This window comes from Achromobacter sp. 1012554356 (assembly GCF_059760815.1).
In genome coordinates this window covers 53595-72077 of sequence record NZ_JCBANC010000025.1, presented here as the reverse complement: position 1 = coordinate 72077, position 18483 = coordinate 53595, and the positions used below count along the sequence as shown (strand labels likewise).

General features: G+C 63.6%; 19 protein-coding genes. 15 read left to right on the top strand and 4 right to left on the bottom strand.

The window, feature by feature from the left end; genetic code table 11:
- Positions 1-154 precede the first annotated feature (154 nt).
- From AC6LJW_RS14960 to erpA, 11 genes are all read left to right on the top strand, one after another.
- Positions 155-1249 (top strand): TRAP transporter substrate-binding protein, encoded by a 1095-nt coding sequence (locus tag AC6LJW_RS14960; RefSeq protein ID WP_498087667.1) that lies wholly within the window; start codon positions 155-157, stop codon positions 1247-1249.
- Between the two features lie 254 nt (positions 1250-1503).
- Positions 1504-2658, top strand: coding sequence for an ABC transporter substrate-binding protein (locus AC6LJW_RS14955; protein ID WP_056564393.1), 1155 nt, complete (start codon positions 1504-1506; stop codon positions 2656-2658).
- Positions 2659-2826: 168 nt separating this feature from the next.
- A complete protein-coding gene (locus AC6LJW_RS14950; protein ID WP_056564389.1) occupies positions 2827-3708 on the top strand; it encodes a branched-chain amino acid ABC transporter permease in 882 nt (293 codons plus the stop codon).
- Between the two features lie 3 nt (positions 3709-3711).
- Complete coding sequence (locus tag AC6LJW_RS14945) at positions 3712-4587, top strand: branched-chain amino acid ABC transporter permease (RefSeq protein WP_427984767.1); 876 nt, start codon at positions 3712-3714, stop codon at positions 4585-4587.
- A complete protein-coding gene (locus AC6LJW_RS14940) occupies positions 4580-5368 on the top strand; it encodes an ABC transporter ATP-binding protein (protein WP_056564383.1) in 789 nt (262 codons plus the stop codon). Before AC6LJW_RS14945 ends, AC6LJW_RS14940 begins: the two co-directional genes overlap by 8 nt.
- The gene (locus tag AC6LJW_RS14935) at positions 5365-6075 is read left to right on the top strand and encodes an ABC transporter ATP-binding protein (RefSeq protein WP_056564380.1); all 711 of its coding nucleotides are present in this window, start codon (positions 5365-5367) and stop codon (positions 6073-6075) included. The genes AC6LJW_RS14940 and AC6LJW_RS14935 overlap by 4 nt, the downstream gene beginning before the upstream one ends.
- 302 nt (positions 6076-6377) lie before the next feature.
- Entirely contained in the window at positions 6378-6806 is a 429-nt protein-coding gene (rplM, locus tag AC6LJW_RS14930) for a 50S ribosomal protein L13 (protein WP_056564379.1), read from the top strand.
- Between the two features lie 9 nt (positions 6807-6815).
- Positions 6816-7208, top strand: coding sequence for a 30S ribosomal protein S9 (rpsI, locus tag AC6LJW_RS14925; RefSeq protein WP_008163098.1), 393 nt, complete (start codon positions 6816-6818; stop codon positions 7206-7208).
- A gap of 196 nt (positions 7209-7404) precedes the next feature.
- The gene (argC, locus tag AC6LJW_RS14920) at positions 7405-8469 is read left to right on the top strand and encodes an N-acetyl-gamma-glutamyl-phosphate reductase (protein ID WP_056564375.1); all 1065 of its coding nucleotides are present in this window, start codon (positions 7405-7407) and stop codon (positions 8467-8469) included.
- A gap of 36 nt (positions 8470-8505) precedes the next feature.
- Entirely contained in the window at positions 8506-9255 is a 750-nt protein-coding gene (locus AC6LJW_RS14915) for a DUF6776 family protein (protein ID WP_498087666.1), read from the top strand.
- 86 nt (positions 9256-9341) lie between these two features.
- Entirely contained in the window at positions 9342-9713 is a 372-nt protein-coding gene (erpA, locus tag AC6LJW_RS14910) for an iron-sulfur cluster insertion protein ErpA (RefSeq protein ID WP_056564370.1), read from the top strand.
- Positions 9714-9807: 94 nt separating this feature from the next.
- Here erpA and AC6LJW_RS14905 read toward each other — a convergent pair whose 3' ends face one another.
- Positions 9808-10941 (bottom strand): anhydro-N-acetylmuramic acid kinase, encoded by a 1134-nt coding sequence (locus AC6LJW_RS14905; protein WP_498087665.1) that lies wholly within the window; start codon positions 10939-10941, stop codon positions 9808-9810.
- 83 nt (positions 10942-11024) lie between these two features.
- On the bottom strand, positions 11025-12434 hold the full coding sequence (locus tag AC6LJW_RS14900; protein ID WP_056564365.1) for a M23 family metallopeptidase: 1410 nt from the start codon (positions 12432-12434) through the stop codon (positions 11025-11027).
- 257 nt (positions 12435-12691) lie between these two features.
- Here AC6LJW_RS14900 and tyrS point away from each other — a divergent pair, with 257 nt between their 5' ends.
- The 4 genes from tyrS to nrdR all read left to right on the top strand — a co-directional run bounded on the left by tyrS (position 12692) and on the right by nrdR (position 16906).
- Positions 12692-13921 carry a tyrosine--tRNA ligase gene (tyrS, locus tag AC6LJW_RS14895; protein ID WP_056564362.1) on the top strand — a complete coding sequence of 410 codons (1230 nt, stop codon included), beginning with the start codon at positions 12692-12694 and terminating at the stop codon, positions 13919-13921.
- A gap of 71 nt (positions 13922-13992) precedes the next feature.
- Positions 13993-14646, top strand: a complete 654-nt coding sequence (locus AC6LJW_RS14890; RefSeq protein WP_056564359.1) for a YbhB/YbcL family Raf kinase inhibitor-like protein — start codon at positions 13993-13995, stop codon at positions 14644-14646.
- Positions 14647-14954: 308 nt separating this feature from the next.
- A complete protein-coding gene (gene glyA / locus AC6LJW_RS14885; protein WP_056564356.1) occupies positions 14955-16205 on the top strand; it encodes a serine hydroxymethyltransferase in 1251 nt (416 codons plus the stop codon).
- A gap of 221 nt (positions 16206-16426) precedes the next feature.
- A complete protein-coding gene (nrdR, locus tag AC6LJW_RS14880) occupies positions 16427-16906 on the top strand; it encodes a transcriptional regulator NrdR (protein ID WP_056564353.1) in 480 nt (159 codons plus the stop codon).
- Here the strand turns inward: nrdR and AC6LJW_RS14875 are convergent.
- Both AC6LJW_RS14875 and AC6LJW_RS14870 read right to left on the bottom strand, forming a co-directional pair.
- A complete protein-coding gene (locus AC6LJW_RS14875) occupies positions 16903-17853 on the bottom strand; it encodes a GlxA family transcriptional regulator (protein WP_498087664.1) in 951 nt (316 codons plus the stop codon). The genes nrdR and AC6LJW_RS14875 overlap by 4 nt on opposite strands.
- Before the next feature lie 19 nt (positions 17854-17872).
- Entirely contained in the window at positions 17873-18436 is a 564-nt protein-coding gene (locus AC6LJW_RS14870; RefSeq protein ID WP_498087663.1) for a cysteine hydrolase family protein, read from the bottom strand.
- Positions 18437-18483: the final 47 nt, after the last annotated feature.

The following is an 18483-nucleotide window of genomic DNA, read 5'->3' as shown; positions in this document are numbered from 1 at the left end:
GGCGGCGGCCAAGGCGCCGCCGGTTCCCTCTATTTGCCCGCTTTGCAATCCCTTTACGCTCGGGATTTCCTCTAGCCGTTCCGGTCATTGCCACCGTGTAATATCCGGCGGGTATTGCTCAAAGTCCCGGGTGTTGCCGTATAGGAGCAAAGTGATGCAACGACGTTCATTCCTGAAGCGCGCCAGCCTGGGCGCCGTCGCTGGCGCCGCGGTCAGCGCGCCCGCGTTCGCCCAGGACATGCCCTCGGTCAACTGGCGCCTGTCTTCAGGCTTTCCCAGCGCCCTGGACCTGCGCGTCGGCGCCGCCGAAAACTTCTGCAAGATCGTTGCCGAATCCACGGGCGGCAAGTTCAACATCCGCCACTTTCCGGACGGCGAAGTCGTTGCCGCCGCCGATCTGATGGAAGCCGTGTCCACCAAGAAGGTGGAATGCGGCCACGTCTCCTCGCGCCTCTACTACGCCAAGAATCCCGCCTTCAGCTTCGACGCGGCGGTGCCGTTCGGCCTGAACGCGCGCCAGATGAACGCCTGGATGAGCGAAGGCGAGGGCCTGCGCCTGACGCGCGAACTCTTCAAGCCCGAAAAGATCATCAACTTTCCGCTGGGCAATACCGGCGCCCAGATGGGCGGCTGGTATGTCAAGGAAATCAAGCGCACCGGCGACCTGAAAGACCTGAAGATGCAGGTCGGCGGATTGGCGGGCGACGTGCTGTCCCGTCTGGGCGTCGTGCCGCAGCAGGTCGACTTGGCCAAGCTGGCCGAGGCCTTCGAGAAAGATGGGCTGCAGGCTGTCGCGGGGGCGGGCGCGTACGAAGACGCGAAGCTTGGGCTGAATAAAGTAGCTAAGTATTACTACGCACCCGGGTGGTGGGCGGGCGGTGAACAGCTGTCCCTCTACATCAACGACGAGGTCTGGAACCAGTTGCCCAAGCACTATCAAGCCGTCGTGCAATCCGCCGCGCTAGCCGCGCACACCACCGCGACGGCCCGATACGACGCCCTCAATCCCCAGGCACTGGCGCAACTGACCACGAATGGCGCGCAAGTGCGCGCTTTTCCCCGGTCGATCATGGACGCAGCCTTTGAGGCATCGCAGCAGGTCTACAAGGACTTGGGCGCCAAAGACCCCAGATTCAAGGCATTGCATGATAGTTACATGGGCTTTCGCGACAGCGAGATGCCGTGGTTTCGCCTGACCGAGGGCGCGTTCGGCCAATATCTGGGCGTGGCGCTGTCGGCCAGGAGTTAGGAGGAAACCGGTGCCGAATGGCATTCGGTGAGTTTCAGGGTTTGTGCTAGTAACCACACGTTTTTTACAAAAAAATGGGCGGTTTTGAGGCTTTTGTTGAACGGCATTCGAGTTTCGGCCTGATACAAAGGAGTAATATCCCGGGTCTTGACGCGCATACATGCGGCCTTTAGGCGGCATCGACGTCAATCCGGCAGGATTACATCAGCCCGGATTACCAATATTCCGAGACAGACTTTAAGGTGGTAACAACCATGCAATCCAAGACCAAAAAGCTGCTGGCCGCGCTGATCGCCGCCGGTATCGTCCCGGCCGCCCACGCTGCCGACATCAAGCTGGGCGTGGCTGAAGCCCTGTCCGGCGGCGCCGCCCAGTATGGCGTGTCGATCCGCAACGGTTTCCAGCTTGCCGCCGACGAAATCAATGCCGCAGGCGGCATCAACGGCAACAAGATCGTGCTGGTGATCGAAGACGAACAAGGCAAGAAAGAAGAAGCCATCAACGTCTTCAAGAAGCTGATCTTCAAGGACAACGTCCTGATGGTCTTCGGTCCCACCCTGTCGAACTCCGCCCAGGCCGCCGATCCGGTCGCCCAGGCCGCCAAGACGGTCGCCTTCGGCACCTCCAACACCGCTGACGGCATCACTTCCATCGGCAACTACGTATTCCGCAACTCGGTCACCGAAGCCGACGTGCTGCCCGCCACCATCTCCACCGTCAAGGCCAAGACCGGCCTGAAGAACGTGGCGGTGCTCTACGGCAACGACGACGTCTTCACCAAGAGCGGCTACGACAATTTCAAGAAGGCCCTGGAAGACCAGAAGATCCCGGTCACCACGACCGAAACGTTCGCCAAGGGCGACGTGGACTTCAAGGCCCAGCTCACCAAGATCAAGGGCACCAACCCCGACGCCATCGTGCTGTCCGCACTGCTGGCCGAAGGCGCCCCGATCATGGTCCAGGCCCGCCAGCTTGGCCTGAACGTGCCGGTCATCGGCGGCAACGGCATGAACTCGGTCAAGATTTTCGACCTGGCCCCCGGCGGCGCATCGAACAATCTCTGGATCGGCAGCCCGTGGTCGATCGAGAACAAGGCCCCCGAGAACGTCAAGTTCATCGACGCCTACAAGGCCAAGTTCACGAATGCTCCCGACCAGTTCGCGGCGCAGTCGTATGACGCCATGTACATCGTCGCCCAGGCCCTGAAGAACACCAAGATCTCCGGCGAACTGGCCAAGGATCGCGCTGCCCTGCGCGACGCCCTGCCGGCCGTGACCTGGACCGGCGCCACCGGCCCGTTCAAGTTCCGCCAGGCCAACGATCGCGCCGGTAAGCCGGCCGGTTACGACGCCGACCAGGCGCCGATCGTCAGCGTGACCAAGGACGGCAAGTACGTCATCGAGAAGTAAGCAGTACGCATCCCCGCGCGGGGGGATGCGCCTTGCGGATGGCCTCACGGTCGTCTGCAAGGCGCTTTTTATCGCAGGGCCGTCCCAAGTAGAAAGCTTCCCCGGAAGCAGAAAAGACCTCGCTGTGGGCACGGCGAGGTGGCCCTCTCAGATCTGGAAAGTCCCATCATGTTCGAACAACAATTCGTCAATGCCTTGTCGCTGGGCTGTGTGTATGCACTGTTCGCGCTCGGCTTCACGCTGATTTTCGGCGTGCTCGGGGTGATCAACCTGGCGCATGGCGCCGTCTTCATGGTTGGCGCCTACGCGGCACTTGTCGTGGTTCAGCAGTTCAGCCTGCCCTTGTGGGCCGCGCTGATGGTCGCGTTCTTCGTCGCCGGCTTTACCGGGGTCATCATCGACTACCTGGTCCTCAAGCCGCTGCGCAAGCGCAACGCACCCCACCTGATTCCCATGATCGCCACCATTGGTGTCGGCATCATCCTGAACAACGGCGCCCAAAGCATCTTTGGCGCCAGCAACCTGCGCTTCCCGCACGGCACCGTGCCCGAGGAAGTCATCGAAGTTGCCGGCCTGCATCTGACCGTCATCGAGCTGGGCATCATCTTCCTGTCGTTCGCACTGATGGCCGTGCTGATGTACGTCATGCGCCGCACGCAGTTCGGCCGCGCGCTGCGCGCTATTGCCGAATCGCCCAAGGCGGCCTGGCTGCTGGGCATCAACGTCGAAAAGCTGTTCATCACCACCTCGTTCGCCGCGGCCGCCTTGGGCGGCGTGGCCGGCGTGCTGATCGGCTTGTACTCGAACGCGCTGTTCCCGCTGATGGGCCAACCGATGCTGCACAAGGGCATCGCGGTCATCATCCTGGGCGGCATGGGGGACATCCGCGGCGCCATGCTGGGCGGTCTCTTCCTGGGCTTCGCCGAGGTGCTGTCCGTGGCTTACATCGGCTCCACCATGCGCGACGCGGTGGCTTTCGGCCTGCTGTTCCTGATCCTGCTGGTCCGCCCGCAAGGTCTGTTCGGCAAAGTGGTTCAACGCAAGGCTTAAGGTATGAGCGGATTCGAAAATTTCTGGGCCATCTACGGCAACCTGGTGCTGACGCTTGGCACCAATGCACTCCTGGCCCTCTCCATCTGGCTGACGCTGGCCTGCGGCATGCTGGCCATGGCCAACGCCGCCTTCATGGGCATCGGGGCTTACACCGCCGCGCTGCTCACCATGAATTACGACGCCCCGTTCGCGGTGGCGCTGGCTGGCGGCATGGCCGCGCCCGCGCTGGTGGCGGCCTTGATCGGCCTGCCAACGTTGCGGCTGTCCGGGGTCTACCTGGCAATGGCCACCCTGGGCTTCGGTGAAGTGGTCCGCGTGACCATCCTGAACACCGAGTCCATCACGGGCGGCGCGCTGGGCCTGAACGGCATTCCGCAGCTCACGCAGTGGTGGCACGTGCTGCTGTCCGTCATCATCGTGCTGTTCGTGCTGTGGCGCGTGCGTGCTTCCAAGATCGGCCGTTCCTTCGACGCCATCCGTGGCGACGAAACGGCGGCTGGCCTGATGGGCATCAACGTGCGTTCGAACAAGATGCTGGCCTTCGTCGCCGGCGCGATGATCGCCGGCCTGGCCGGCGCACTGAACGCGCACCTGACGTTCTTCATTGGTCCCAACGAATACGGCTTCGACCGCGGCGTCGAAATCCTGACGATGGCGATCCTCGGCGGCATCGGCGGCCTGGCCGGTCCCGTGATCGGCAGCTTCATCATTACGGTGCTGCCCGAATTGCTGCGCGGATTTGCGGATCTGCGCCTGATCGCGAATGGAGTGATCCTGGTGGTGATTGTGTTGTTCCTGCCGCAAGGCATCTGGGATCCGGCGCGCTTCAAGCGCTGGATGCGTCAAAGCCGCCAGGGAGGGAAGCGTCATGCTTGAGCTGTCCTCCGTCTCCAAGAGCTTTGGCGGCCTGCATGTGCTGCATGACGTCAGCCTGTCCGTGCCCGAAGGCGCCATCTTCGGCCTGATCGGCCCGAACGGCGCCGGCAAGACCACGGTCTTCAACCTGATCACCGGCCTCTTGCCGCCCAGCGGCGGCGCCATCACGTTCCAGGGCGAAAGCGTCCTGCGCAAGAAGCCGCACAGCATCACGCGCATGGGCATTGCCCGCACGTTCCAGAACATCCGTCTCTTCAAGGAGATGACGCTGCTGGAAAACGTCGTCGTGGGCGCCTACCGCCACATGAACTACGGTTTCCCCAGCCTCCTGCTGGGCCTGCCCGGCTACCGCGAGCACGAGCAGCGCGCCCGTGAGCGCGCGCACGAACTGCTGACGTGGATGCGCCTGGATCACAAGGCCAACGATCTGGCCGACAACCTGTCCTACGGCGAGCAGCGCCGCCTGGAGCTGGCGCGCGCGCTGGCCACCGAGCCCAAGCTGCTGCTGCTGGACGAGCCCGTCGCCGGCATGAACACCGGCGAACGCGCCGAACTGATGCGCGAGATCCTGGCGATCCGCGATCGCGGCTACACCATCCTCATGATCGAGCACGACATGCGCTTCGTCATGGGCTTGTGCGAACGGATCGCGGTGCTGAACTTCGGCAAGATCATCGCCTGCGGCGGTCCCGAGGAAATCCGCAACAACGAGCAGGTCATCGAGGCCTACCTGGGCCGCGAAGACGACGAAGACACCGAACAAGCGGAGGCCGCCAAATGAGCGCCATGCTGGAAGTCCGCGGACTCGAGGTCAACTACGGCCACATCGAAGCCGTGCGCGGCATCGACCTGGACCTGAACGCCAACGAAATCACCGCCCTGGTCGGCGCCAACGGCGCCGGCAAGTCGACCACGCTGCTGGCGCTGTCGGGCCTCTTGCCCAAGGCGCGCGGCCGCATCCTCTTCGAGGGTGAAGACGTCACCAACCTCGCGCCGAACCAGTTGGTGTCGCGCGGCATCGTGCAGGTGCCGGAAGGCCGGGCCATCCTCACCACCATGACGGTGCTGGAAAACCTGGAACTCGGCGCCTACCGCCGCGGCCTGAAGAACGTCGCCACCGACCTGGAATACGTGTTCAACCTGTTCCCGCGCCTGAAGGAACGGATCAACGGCATGGCCGGCAACCTGTCGGGGGGCGAACAGCAGATGCTCGCCATCGGCCGCGCCTTGATGGCCAAGCCCCGTCTGTTGCTGCTTGACGAGCCGTCGATGGGTCTGGCGCCGATCGTGGTCCAGGAAATCTTCCGTTCGCTGCGCGCCATCAACGCCGACGGCCTCACGCTGTTCCTCGTCGAACAGAACGTGCGTCAGGCCTTGAAGATCGCGCAGCACGGCTACGTGCTCGAAAACGGCGCGTTGGCGCTGAAGGGCACCGGCCGCGAACTGCTGGGTCATCCCCGCGTTCTGGAAGCCTATCTGGGCGCCTGAACGGGCAGGGGCTTAATCTGTCCCCTTGAAAAGATTTGCGGCTGCCGCCTGTGGCGGTCAGCCGCAAGCTATCTGGAATCTTTCCGCTTGCCCATTTTTTGAGCATCCGTGTTAGAATTTCAGGCTTTCCCTCATTTTGACCTTTGCACGGGCGGATTCATAACGCTTAGGCGGGGGGCGATAAGGGCTGGAATTTGTAGGCCAGGGGCTGAAACCCATGGGCTGCAAATTGCGGTCTAGTTTGGGAAAGAACACTGGCGGGATGTTCCGGCCAGAGCAAATTTTTATTCTTAGGAACCATCATGAAGACCTTTGTGGCCAAGCCGCATGAAGTCCAACGTGACTGGTTTGTGATCGACGCCAAGGGCAAAGTCCTCGGTCGTGTGGCCAGCGAAGTCGCACGTCGTCTGCGTGGCAAGCACAAACCTGAATTCACGCCTCACGTTGATACCGGTGACTACATCGTCATCATCAACGCGTCCGATATCGTTGTTACCGGTGCCAAGGCGAAGGATAAGAAGTACTTCCGCCACACGACGTACCCGGGCGGTATCCGTGAAACGAACTTCGAGAAAATGCAAGAGCGTTTTCCCGGCCGTGCCATTCAGAAGGCCGTCAAGGGCATGCTGCCCAAGGGTCCTCTGGGCTACGCCATGATCAAGAAGCTTAAGGTCTATGCCGGTGCCGAGCACCCGCATACCGCCCAGCAGCCCAAGACGCTGGATCTCTAAGGAAACGCCATGATCGGTAACTGGAATTACGGAACCGGCCGTCGCAAAACTTCGGTGGCTCGCGTTTTCATCAAGAAGGGCACTGGCAAGATCGTCGTCAACGGCAAGCCCGTCGACGAGTTCTTCGCTCGTGAAACCGGCCGCATGGTCGTGCGCCAGCCGCTGGAACTGACCGGCCACCTGGAATCGTTTGACATCAAGGTCAACGTGCACGGCGGCGGCGAAACCGGCCAAGCCGGCGCAATCCGTCACGGCATCACGCGTGCCCTGATCGATTACGACGCCACGCTGAAGCCCTCGCTGTCGCAAGCTGGCTTCGTCACGCGCGATGCCCGTGAAGTCGAACGTAAGAAGGTCGGCTTCCGCAAGGCGCGTCGTCGCAAGCAGTTCAGCAAGCGTTAATGCCCTGCAAAAAGCCCGCTTCGGCGGGCTTTTTGTTTTTGGGCCGGCAATGCTGTGTCATCGCCGGCCCTGCGTGGAACTCCGCGCCGCCCACCCGGTCGGAAAAAAGGTTTGCAGTGCCAAATCCGGCACGCCGGTGCAATCCCCCGTTTCCCGAGCGATACAATCGTCATTCGTTCTCCGAAGAGCATCCATCATGGCCCAAGCATCGAACACCCGCATCAAGGTTGGTATCGTCGGCGGCACCGGATATACCGGCGTCGAACTGCTGCGCTTGCTGTCGCAGCATCCCAACGTGGAACTGACTGCGATCACGTCCCGCAAGGAAGACGGCCTGCCCGTCGCTGACATGTATCCCAACCTGCGCGGCCGTGTGAAGCTTGCCTTCTCGGCCCCGGAAAAGGCCTCGCTGACGGACTGCGACGTCGTCTTTTTTGCCACGCCGCACGGCGTAGCCATGGCGCAAGCGCAAGAGCTCATCGCCGCCGGCACCCGCGTCATCGACCTGGCCGCCGACTTCCGCCTGCAGGACATCCCCACGTTCGAGCGCTGGTACAAGATTCCCCATACCTGCCCGGACATCCTGGCCGAATCGCAATATGGCCTGGTGGAACTGAATCGCGAGGCCATCTCCAAGGCGCGCGTCATCGGCAACCCCGGCTGCTACCCGACCACGGTGCTGCTCGGCCTGGCGCCGCTGCTCGAAGGCGGCAAGCCGCTGGTCGATACGCAAACGCTGATCGCCGACTGCAAGTCGGGCGTGTCCGGCGCGGGCCGCAAGGCGGAAGTGGGCTCGTTGTTCTCCGAAGCCTCCGACAACTTCAAGGCCTACGGCGTGGCCGGCCATCGCCACCACCCCGAGATCTCTGCCCAGCTGGAAAAGCTGGCTGGCGGCAAGGTGGGCCTGACGTTCGTGCCGCATCTGGTGCCGATGATCCGCGGCATGTTCTCCACCATTTATGCCCGCATCAACCCCGAAGCGCGCGATACCGACTTCCAGGCCCTGTTCGAGCAGCGCTATGCCGATGAACCCTTTGTGGACGTCATGCCTGCCGGCAGCCATCCCGAAACGCGTTCGGTGCGCGGTTCCAATAACCTGCGCATCGCGCTCAGCCGCCCGGGCAACGGCGACCTGCTGATCGTCATGGTGGTGCAGGACAATCTGGTCAAGGGCGCCGCCGGCCAGGCGGTGCAGAACATGAACCTGATGTTCGGTATCCCCGAAACGGTCGGCCTCGACCAGGTCGCCATTCTGCCGTAAGGCCAGGGCGGCCCGCCCCCGCCAACCTTGCTCTTTATGCCCGCAGATCCCTCAGCCCGTCCCCAGCCGCGCGCCAACCATGGCGCAATCGTGCGCCTATGCGCGATGCTGCTGTTGGGCGTGCTGGTGGGCGGGGCTGCCGGTTTCTTTCACGCGCGCCACCTCTACCGCCCGCAAGACGCCGTGGTCATCAGTGTCCAGCAGGCCGAGGCCCAGGACGAGGCCATGCGCCAGCAGGCCACGCAGCTCCGCTACATTCGCGGCCAACTCGATACCGCCGACGGCGAACTGGTCATCGAGCGATCCGCCCGCCAGGAGCTGGAAACCCAGCTTCACGCCGCGCAGGCCGAGGTCGGCCGGGTGCGAGACCAACTGGCGTTCTATGAACAACTGCTGCCGCCCGGTCCGGAAGGGTCCGTGGATATCCGCGGCGTGCAGATCGACCGCGAAGGCGGCGGTCTGCGCTACAAGGTGCTGCTGATGCGCAGCGGCCGCAATGGCGGCACGCCTTTCGCGGGCGCCCTACGTTTTCAGGCCACCGGGGTGCTCAAGGGCGAAACCGTCACCGTCGACCTTGCGCCCATGCAAGTCAAGGCCGAAACCGGACCCGTCACGGCCACGGGCGAGAACCTGGCTGCTGCCTCGCTCGCCCTGCAGTTCGACCAGTACCAGCGCAGTCAGGGCATCCTGGCCGTGCCCGACGGATTTGTCCCCGAAAGTGTGACTGTCAGCGTCCTCGAGGGTGAAACCGTCCGCGCCTCGCGCAGTGTCAAACTGGAACTTTGAGTCTGGTCAAGCCCTGCGCTATAGTGACACCATACGAGCGGCGACGCCGCTCACTGAAATATGGCCGAATCGGCCAGGAGTGAACCATGAATGCAGTGACCGAAACCGTCGACCTTCAGGCCCCCCCGCCTATCCCCCTGGTGTTCACCGACTCGGCTGCCGCCAAAGTGAAAGACCTGTTGGCCGAAGAGGGCAACCCCGAACTGAAGCTGCGCGTTTTCGTGCAGGGCGGCGGCTGTTCCGGCTTCCAGTACGGTTTCACGTTTGACGAAGTCGTCAACGAAGATGACACCGTGCTGGACAAGGACGGCGTGCAACTGCTCGTCGACCCGATGAGCTTTCAATACCTGGTCGGCGCCGAGATCGACTACAAGGAAGACCTGGAAGGCGCGCAGTTCGTCATCCGCAATCCCAACGCCAGCACCACCTGCGGCTGCGGTTCCTCGTTCTCGGTGTAATCGCCCAGGCAGGAAAGACAAAAGCCCTTCGGTTTGCCGAAGGGCTTTTTGCATTGGTGCGCTGATTTCGTGCCGATCATTGCGATCACCCGCATCAAGCGGGATACAACGCCCCCAGAATTCTCGGTCCCCGTGCGCCAGTCACACTGGGCAGCCCGGCAGGCTTGCCCATCATGAACGCATGCGCCAGCCAGGCAAACGCCAAGGCTTCCACCTGCTGTGCTGGCACTCCAAGGTCATCGGTCGAACGAACGGGACGCTGCAGACAATACGCCAGTTCCTGCATCAGGCCGGTGTTGTAAGCCCCGCCGCCGCACACAAAGACCTCCCGCGTGCCTGCGGCGGCCCGGTCGATGGCGTCGGCGATGGTCCTGGCGGTCAAGCGCTGCAGCGTGGCCTGAACGTCCTGGGGAGCGGGCGCGGGGCCGTCGAACTCCGCCAGCCGGGCGTCCAGCCATTGCATGTTGAAAAGGTCGCGGCCCGTGGATTTGGGTGGCGGCAGGCCGAACCACGGTTCGCTGCCGATCAGTTGTTCGAGCAGGGGCGCCAGCACCTGTCCCGAGGCGGCCCAGCGGCCGCCTGCGTCATAAGGCCGGCCCAGATGGCGCTGGCACCAGCCGTCCAGCAGCACGTTGGCCGGACCCGTGTCAAAGCCGCGCGCCGGCTGGCCGGGCACGAGCAAGGTCACATTGGCAATGCCTCCCAGGTTCAGCACCGCGCGGCCGTGGCTGTCGCCGAAGACGGCGGCGTGAAAGGGCGGCACCAGTGGCGCGCCCTGGCCGCCAGCGGCGACGTCGCGCGTGCGGAAATCCGCCACCACCGCAATGCCGGTCAGTTCCGCCAGCAAGGCAGGCGCATTGAGCTGCAGTGTGTAGCCAAGGTCGGGGCGGTGCCGCACGGTCTGGCCGTGCGCGCCGATGGCGCAGACGTCGTCCGCAGCCACGCCGGTATCCGCAAGCAGCTTCGACACAGCCTGGGCATACACGCGCGCCAGCGCATTGGCCGCCAGCGCGGCGCGGGCAAGCTCGTCGCCGCCCGAGGCATTCAGCGCCAGCAGCTCGCGCCGCAGATTTTCTGGCATGGGCAGGCTGGCATTGGCCAGCACCTGCGGCGTGTGGCCGTCTTCAAGGCGGGTCAGCACGCCGTCGACGCCGTCGACGCTGGTGCCCGACATCAGCCCGATGTAGAGCGTGCGGCGGTCATGCTGCAAGGGCGGGGTGGCATTCACGGGTGCCTCCAATAAAAAAGGCGGCTGGGGCTTGTCGCCCCGCCGCCGCACCCGCTGCGCGCGGGCCTGTTTGTCGACCCGCCTTATCGGCTGGCCACGTTGGTCAGCGCGTCGGGCAGCGTCTGCTGGAACTGCGTCAGCAACTGGATCTGCTGCTTGTAGGGGTCGACCGCCTGGTTGAACGCGCGGACTTCCGCGGGTTCGAGGGCGCGGGCCACGGGCAGGTCCACCGACAGCGGGTCGATGGGCTGGTTGTCGACGCGGAACTCGTAGTGCAGGTGCGGACCGGTGGCCCAGCCGGTGGAACCGACATAGCCCAGCAGTTGGCCTTGCGACACCTTGGAGCCCTTGGTGACGCCTTCGGCGATGCGGCTCTGGTGCGCGTACAGCGTCGAATACTTGCCGTGGTGCTTGACGATGACGACGTTGCCGTAGCCATTCTGCCAGCCCGAGAATTCGACCGTGCCGTCCGCGGTGGAGTGGATCGGCGTGCCCGACGGTGCGGCGTAGTCGACGCCCTTGTGGCCCGTCCAGGTCTTGTGGATGGGGTGCATGCGCATGCCGAAGGTCGAGCTGATGCGGCTGAACTTCAGGGCGGTGCGCAGGAACGCGCCGCGCAGGCTGGTGCCGTCGAAGTCGTAGTAGGAGCCGGACTTTTCGTCGGGGCTGAACCAGACGGCGTTGTAGGTCTTGCCGCCGTTGATGAACTCCAGGGCCAGCACGCGGCCAGCGCCGGCGTAGCGGCCGTCGTGCGAACGCACTTCGTAGACCACGCGGAATTGATCGCCCTGGCGCAGGTCGCGCAGGAAGTCGATCTTGGCGCTGAGGATGTCGGCCATCTGCATGGTGACCGAGTCCGGGATGCCAGCGGAGTCCGTGGCGCCGAAGAGCGAGGACTTGATGGTGCCGACGGCAACGCGGGTCTGGCGCTCGGTGCTTTCGGTGACTTCCTCGGCCTTGTAGCTGTCGCCGGTCGGGGCCACGTGCAGCATGCGCGTCACGACCTGCCCGTCGGTTTCATTGCCGGGCGTGTGGATGTAGCGCAGCCAGACCAGGTTGCCCTGTTCGTCCGTGGCGGCTTGCACCGAGCGGCCGGGATACAGCTTGTAGATGCTGCGGGCGCTGGCGTCGTGCGTCAGGAAGGATTGCAGGTTGGGCGCGTCGAGTTCCAGGCGCTGCAGCACTGCCGACAACGTGTCGCCCGGACGGATCCGGGTTTCGCTGATGTAGGGGGCGGCGCTGGGCGTGCTGACTTCGACTTGCTCGGCGGTCAGCGGCAAAATGCTCTGGATGACGCGCGAGGGGGGGAGTTCGGTGCGGTCGGGTTGCTGCACCATGCCGAGAGCGGCGGCGCCTGCGAACAGACCAATTGCGGTGACGAGAAGCGTGCGGCGGAGAAGTCCCGAGCGATGCGGCTTGGGCTCAACGGGCGCAAATACGGCAGCGACTTTGCGCTTGATGCCACTCGCCAGTTCGTGGAGGCCACGATTCATCGTGAAAATACCCTCTCAGGTGGCTTGAACTCGCAGGGTGCGGTACACGTACGGCCCTCGCGCGCCACGTTTCCGGGGCAAGGGCTGGCGCGAGGGCGCATCTTGTGAACAAGGGATGGTAGAGCGAACGCACCTGCGTACATATGGCAGTTGCGTATGATTAGGCCGGTATCCTAGCCGATTCGGCTAGAATTTACGATAGTTTTCGTCACTTTTTACACCTTTTTGTCGGCTGAAGCCGCATTGGCCCCCCTGTCATGTCACCCACCGAAGCCCCCATTACTCCCGAAGTCGAAGCGGATCTGCGTATAGCCAAGCGCGGCTGCGATGAACTGCTGGTCGAAGCCGAATTCGCCCGCAAGCTGGCCAAGAGCCGCGCCACCGGCGTGCCGCTGCGCATCAAGCTCGGCCTGGATCCGACCGCGCCGGACATTCACCTGGGCCACACGGTGGTGCTGAACAAGATGCGCCAGCTCCAGGACCTGGGACACAACGTCATCTTCCTGATTGGCGACTTCACCTCCACCATCGGCGATCCCAGCGGCCGCAACAGCACGCGCCCGCCGCTCACGCGCGAGCAGATCGAGGCCAACGCCAAGACCTATTACGCCCAGGCCAGCCTGGTGCTGGATCCGGCCCGCACCGAGATCCGCTACAACTCCGAGTGGTGCGATCCCTTGGGCGCGCGCGGCATGATCCAGTTGGCATCGCGCTATACGGTGGCCCGCATGATGGAACGCGAAGACTTCACCAAGCGCTTCAAGGGCGGCATCCCGATCTCGGTGCATGAATTCCTGTATCCGCTGATGCAGGGTTACGACTCGGTCGCGCTGAAGTCCGATCTGGAGCTGGGGGGCACCGATCAGAAGTTCAACCTGCTGGTCGGGCGCGAACTGCAAAAAGAGTATGGACAGGAGCCGCAGTGCATCCTGACGATGCCGCTGCTGGTCGGGACGGACGGCGTAGAGAAGATGTCCAAGTCCAAGGGCAACTACATCGGCATTTCGGAGTCGCCCGATTCCATGTTCGGCAAGCTCATGTCGATCTCCGATACGCTGATGTGGCGCTACTTCGAGCTGCTGTCCTTCCGCTCGCTGGAGGATATCGCGGCGCTCAAGCAGGAGATCGACGGCGGCCGCAACCCGCGCGACGCGAAGGTCATGCTGGCCCAGGAAATCATCGCGCGCTTCCATTCCGCCAAGGCGGCAGACGATGCGCTGGCGTCATTTGAGGCGCGTTTCCGCGATGGCGCCATTCCTGAAGACATGCCTGAAGTCAACATCGGCGGCGCGCCGGTGGGCATCCTGAAGCTGCTGCGCGAGGCCGGACTGGTCGCCTCCGGCTCGGAAGCGCAGCGCAATGTCGAGCAGGGCGGCGTGCGCGTCAACGGTGATCGTGTGGAAGACAAATCGTTGCAATTGCCGGCTGGGACTTACGTCGTTCAGGTGGGCAAGCGCAAGTTTGCACGTGTTAACTTGAAGCCGTAACTGCGAAGTTTTGATACGCTCAGGGATCACACGGGCGCTTGGCGCCTCTGCGGCATTTAAAGGAGCACGACATGGAACTTTCGAGTTTGTCTTTTTCCGATCACGAGTCGATTCCCGAACGCTACGCTTTCGGCAAGATCGATGCGCAATCGCACGTCGCGCTGGCAGATAACTTCAACCCGCAGTTTTCCTGGGACGACGTCCCGGCGGGCACGCAGTCGTTTGCACTGATCTGCCATGATCCCGATGTGCCCTCGCGTCCTGACGACGTCAACCAGGAAGGCCGCGAAGTGCCCGCCGACCTGGCTCGCGTGGATTTCTTCCATTGGGTGCTGGTCGATCTGCCGGCCGACCTGCGCGAGATCGACGAAGGCGCGTTTTCCAACGGCATCACGCCACGCGGCAAGGGCGGCCCGCTGGCGCCCATGGACGCTCGGCAAGGCATCAATTCCTATTCGTCGTGGTTCGCCAATGACCACGACATGAGCGGCGAGTATTTCGGCTACGACGGCCCGTGCCCGCCCTGGAACGATGCCCTGGTCCATCGCTACATCTTCACGCTGTACGCGCTGGATGTGCCCAGCCTGAACCTGCAAGGTTCGTTCAACGGCGAAGACGCGCTGCGGGCCATTCAGAAGCACGTGCTGGCGCAGGCGTCGCTGACCGGCACCTATACGCTCAATCCGGAATTGGCGCCCAAGCAAATCGGGGCCACGTCGGCCTGATTGCGCCGCCATGTACGCAGGGCCGCCAAGGGCGGCCCTTTTTATTGCCCATCGCCGTTACATGAATCTTTCTCAAGTCGTCATGAGGGGCGTTTCCGGGCCCGAGGCGATGCCGTGGTTTTCGCGCCCGTGCGCCGGAATTTGGCCCGGTTCTATCCGTTTTGAGCGCAAATGATCCCGCGTGACGGGGTAAACTACTCAGCATTCTGCGGGTTTACCCACCCGCCGCCGTTTTCTCGTCGGCCGATTTCTTCTCTTGTTTTCTTCTCTCGTTTTCTTCCCCTTTACCGCCTCAGGAAACCCCCGTCATGTTTGACCGCAACCTCACCTTGTCCAAGGCTGACCCGGACGTTTGGGCCGCCATCCAGAAGGAAGACCAGCGCCAAGAGCAGCACATCGAGCTGATTGCTTCGGAGAACTACGCCAGCCCGGCCGTCATGGAAGCGCAAGGCACGCAGCTCACGAACAAGTACGCCGAAGGCTACCCGGGCAAGCGCTACTACGGTGGTTGCGAGTATGTGGACGTGGTCGAGCAACTGGCCATCGACCGCCTGAAGCAGATCTTCGGCGCCGAAGCCGCCAACGTGCAGCCCAATTCCGGCTCGCAGGCGAACCAGGGCGTGTACATGGCTGTGCTCAAGCCGGGCGACACCGTGCTGGGTATGAGCCTGGCCGAAGGCGGCCACCTGACGCACGGCGCGTCGGTCAACGCCTCGGGCAAACTGTACAACTTCATCTCGTACGGCCTGGACGAAAACGAGGTCCTGAACTACGAGCAGGTCGAGCAGCTGGCCAAGGAGCACAAGCCCAAGCTGATCGTGGCTGGCGCTTCGGCCTACGCCCTGCATATCGACTTCGAACGCATGGCCCGCATCGCCCGTGAAAACGGCGCGCTGTTCATGGTCGACATCGCCCACTACGCGGGTCTGGTTGCCGGCGGCGCCTACCCCAACCCGGTTCCGCACGCCGACTTCGTCACCTCGACTACGCACAAGTCGCTGCGCGGCCCGCGCGGCGGCGTCATCATGATGAAGGCCGAGCACGAGAAGATCATCAATTCGGCGATCTTCCCCGGCATTCAGGGCGGTCCGCTGATGCACGTCATCGCTGGCAAGGCCGTGGCCTTCAAGGAAGCGCTGGAACCCGGGTTCAAGGACTACGCGCAGCAAGTGGTCAAGAATGCCAAGGTCCTGGCCGACACGCTGGTCAAGCGTGGCCTGCGCATCGTCTCGGGCCGCACCGAAAGCCACGTCATGCTGGTGGACCTGCGTTCCAAGGGCATCACGGGCAAGGAAGCCGAAGCGGTGCTGGGCCAGGCCCACATCACGGTCAACAAGAACGCCATCCCGAACGACCCGGAAAAGCCCTTCGTGACCAGCGGCATTCGCCTGGGTACGCCAGCCATGACCACCCGCGGCTTCACTGAAGCCGACGCCGAGCTGACCGCCAACCTGATCGCCGACGTGCTGGACAACCCGCGCGACGAAGCGAACATCGCCGCCGTGCGCGCCAAGGTCAATGAACTGACCTCGCGCCTGCCGGTGTACGGCAAGAAGTAAAGCAGGTGTCCGGGCGCGGCCTTGCCGCTACCGGGCAGCATCAGACCAAGGGACGTCGCCGCAAGGCGCCGTCCCTTGGTCTTTGTGGGCGGGCAGGGGGCATCCTGCCGCACGATGGGGCGATCCGGCGCCGGCGCCGGATTCGTCCCTAATGATGCTTTGCATCAAGCCATCGTTACAATATGCTCAATTATTGCCTTCAGCGCCTTTAGGGATCACACATGCGGTGTCCATTTTGCGGCAATGCCGAAACGCAGGTCGTCGACAGCCGGGTCTCCGAAGAGGGCGACGCCATTCGCCGTCGCCGCCGCTGCCTCTCCTGTGACAAGCGGTTCACCACCTATGAACGGGTGGAGCTCGCCATGCCTTCGATCGTCAAGCGCAATGGTAGCCGCAGCGAATATGATCCGGTCAAATTGCGCGCCAGCCTCAGCCTGGCCCTGCGCAAGCGCCCCGTCAGCACGGAAGACGTGGACGCGGCCGTGGCGCGCATCGAGGAGCAACTGCTTGCCAGCGGCCAGCGCGAAGTGCCCTCCGAACACATCGGCGAACTCGTCATGACCGAACTGCGCAAGCTCGACAAGGTGGCCTACGTGCGCTTTGCCTCGGTGTACAAGAGCTTCGAGGACATCGGCGAATTCGTCGAGGCCATCCGCGAAATGCAGGGGCCGCTGCTGCCGGGCAAGTTGCGCAAGGACTAGCGCCGCATCAGACTTGGCGTCAGGGGCTGGAACTTGCGCCATACGCGGCGCATGTGTTGCGCCGACCCGAACCCGGACTTTTCCGCCACGCGTTCCAGGTCCAGCCGGGTGTCGCGCAGCAGGTCGCGCGCCAGCGCCACACGAATTTGGTACAGATAGTCCATCGGCGTGCAGCCTGCGTGTTCACGAAAGAGGCGCGTCAGGTGCCGGGCGCTGGTGTGCGCCTGATCCGCCAGCGACTGGGCCGACCAGGGCGCGGCCGGATCGCTGATGACGGCGTCCTGGACCCGGTGCACGCCCGGGTGCATGTGGCTGCGATGGTCCAGCCAGGGCGACAACGCCGAATCCGAGCCGGCGCGGCGTTGGTAAACGACCATGTCGCGCGCCGCCTCGCTGGCCGCGCGGGGGCCGCAATGGCGCGACACCATGTGCAGCGCCAGATCGATCCCGGCCGTGATGCCCGCGCTGCTGACCAGATTGCCATCCTCGACGAAAATGCGGTTGTCCAGCACGCGGGCGGTGGGATCCAGGGCCGCTAGCTGTTCCAAACAGGTGTGATGCGTCGTGCATTCGCGCTGCCGCGTCAACCCGGCCGCCGCCGCGAACAGCGCGCCCGCGCAGACCGTCATCAAGGTGAAGCCGTCAGCCGGGTGCCGGATGGCCAGCCAGTCGACGATGGCGCGGGCATCGTCGTCGTCTAGGCGCGTGTGCTTGCCCACCACGCCCGAGATGATGACCAGGGCATTGCGGGGCACGGCAGCCGGCAGCGGTTGCACATGCGTCAGGTGCAGGCCGGGGATGCCGCTTTCGACGTCGCGGGAAGGTCCGCAGAAATGCTGCGCGAACGTGTCCGGGCACAGCTTGTTGGCCACGCGGAAGGCTTCCGCCGGACCCGCGAGGTCCAGCAGCACAATGCCCCGCGGCACCACGAAATACACCGGGATCATCTGCGCCTCCCGCCGGACCCTACGCCGCCAGCGCGTCGGCCGCGCGCACGATGCGGGCAAAGCGGCCCTGCAGGACCAGCTCGGTCCGGTCGCGGATCTCGGCGGGCGTGTAGGTCCTGCCGGACGGGCTTTGCATGGCGAAGGTCAGCGTCGCGTCAGTGGGAAACACCACCTTGAAGCCGGCGTCGCTGGCGTGGCGTGACGTGGTTTCGCAGCATTGTTCCGTACGGATGCCGGCCACGATGATGCCTTCCACGCCATGCTTGAGCAGCCAATCGTGCAGCGAGGCGCCGTTCTCGTCCTTGGCGTACAGCGAGGAATGCACCGTCTTGTGGAACACCGCCGTGGGCGAAATCCGCAATTCCTTGAGCGTCTTGACGTGGCCGGAGGCGACCGAAAATGGATTGGCGGGGTCGTCGGAGGGGCTGGTGTGGAATACCTGCAGGACGGGGATATCCTGCGCGGCGGCGGCATCGATCAGCGGCTGGATCTGCGAAAGGAACGCCGGGTACTCCGATTCGTCCCAAAACGGACGTTGGCGGAAGGATTCTTGGACGTCGATGACGATAAGTGCCTGTTTCATTTCCGGGGCTCCTGGCCGTGAATTCGAGGGGGTGACGCCATTTTTAC